Below are 1,134 nucleotides of genomic sequence, written 5' to 3'. Positions count from 1 at the left end.
GGACTGGATGAGCCGGACCGGAAGGCCGCCGTCGGGGGACAGCGGAACGACGTCGCCAACTTTCAGGCGTTGCAGCTCCGGGAGAATCCGGTCCGCACTCCGGATGCCCAGACCCGCGCCGCGTTCGAGCCAGTCGTAGGAGTAGAAGCCGCCCCGCCCGGCGCCCATCTGGACAAGCCACGGCCAGACCTCTGCCACCGGGGCCGCAATAGTGATCGCGCGGGTGCTTTGCATGCGCGGGGCGGGCACGATCTCGTCCCCGGCGAGCGGGCCGGCGGCCTCCTGGGTGGTATCCCCCCAGCGCAGGAGCCGCGGCCGGACAGCCAGGACGTAGGCTGCGCCCGCCGATGCCGCAGCCAGCGCCGCGAGCGGTCCGCGCAACCGGCCGGGGACGTGCTGACCGCTCACGCGAGGGACCTCATGCGCTGGTCCGGCCCCTGGGGTCGTCCGATTCCGGCCCGACCACCACCACCGGGCAGTGGGAGTGGGCCGCGACGGCCGCGCTCACCGAGCCCATGACCTGATGGAGGAAGCCGCCCTTGCCGCGCCGGCCCACCACGAGCATTTCGGCGTGCTGGCTTTCCTCGACGAGGACCTTGGCGGGCGCCCCGAACTTGACCGAGCGGTTAAGTCCTTCCGGACGCGATTCGCCGAAGGCCCGCTCCAGTGCCTGGTCCACGAGGCGTTCGGCGGTCTCCTCCAGCTCATCGAGGGTGGGCGTTCTGTCCTCGGGCAGGTGGGAGGCCAGGAAGAAATCGGAAGTTCCCAGGCAGGTGATGACTTCCAACGGGATGTTCAGAGCGGTGGACATGCGCCCGGCGAGGCGGAGCGCCGTCGTCGAAAACTCGGAACCGTCCACACCCACGACAATGCGCTGATCACCGTTCATGGTCCCCAGCCTTGCCCCTGCCCCCGGGACTGCCTAGGGCCGAAAGTCACGCGGGGCTGGGCACCGTGGCCGCCTCCGCTTAGGGTGGAACGGTGACCGCCGGCGCCGGAGCAGGTGCCGGCCCCCGGCCGGACCATGACGGTCAGCCGAGCCTGCCACCCGAGGAGTTCCTGATGAAAGTTGCTGTTACCGGAGGAAGCGGAAAGCTGGGCCGAAACGTCGTGCGGCGGCTCAGCGATGACGGG

General features: G+C 70.3%; 1 protein-coding gene and 1 pseudogene. Both read right to left on the bottom strand.

What is annotated here, in order from left to right:
- Positions 1–408, bottom strand: a pseudogene (locus LQV45_RS34625) (hypothetical protein); the annotation flags it as partial.
- Positions 409–418: 10 nt separating this feature from the next.
- A complete protein-coding gene (locus tag LQV45_RS34620; protein WP_230012441.1) occupies positions 419–889 on the bottom strand; it encodes a universal stress protein in 471 nt (156 codons plus the stop codon).
- Between the last annotated feature and the right edge of the window lie 245 nt (positions 890–1,134).

It is taken from the genome of Microbacterium sp. Bi128, assembly GCF_918698205.1.
This window is presented reverse-complemented; position numbering and strand designations above follow the sequence as displayed.

Excerpts from the sequence above, each read along its gene's own strand:
- LQV45_RS34620 (WP_230012441.1), bottom strand. The coding sequence starts at position 889 with ATGAACGGTGATCAGCGCATTGTCGTGGGTGTGGACGGTTCCGAGTTT.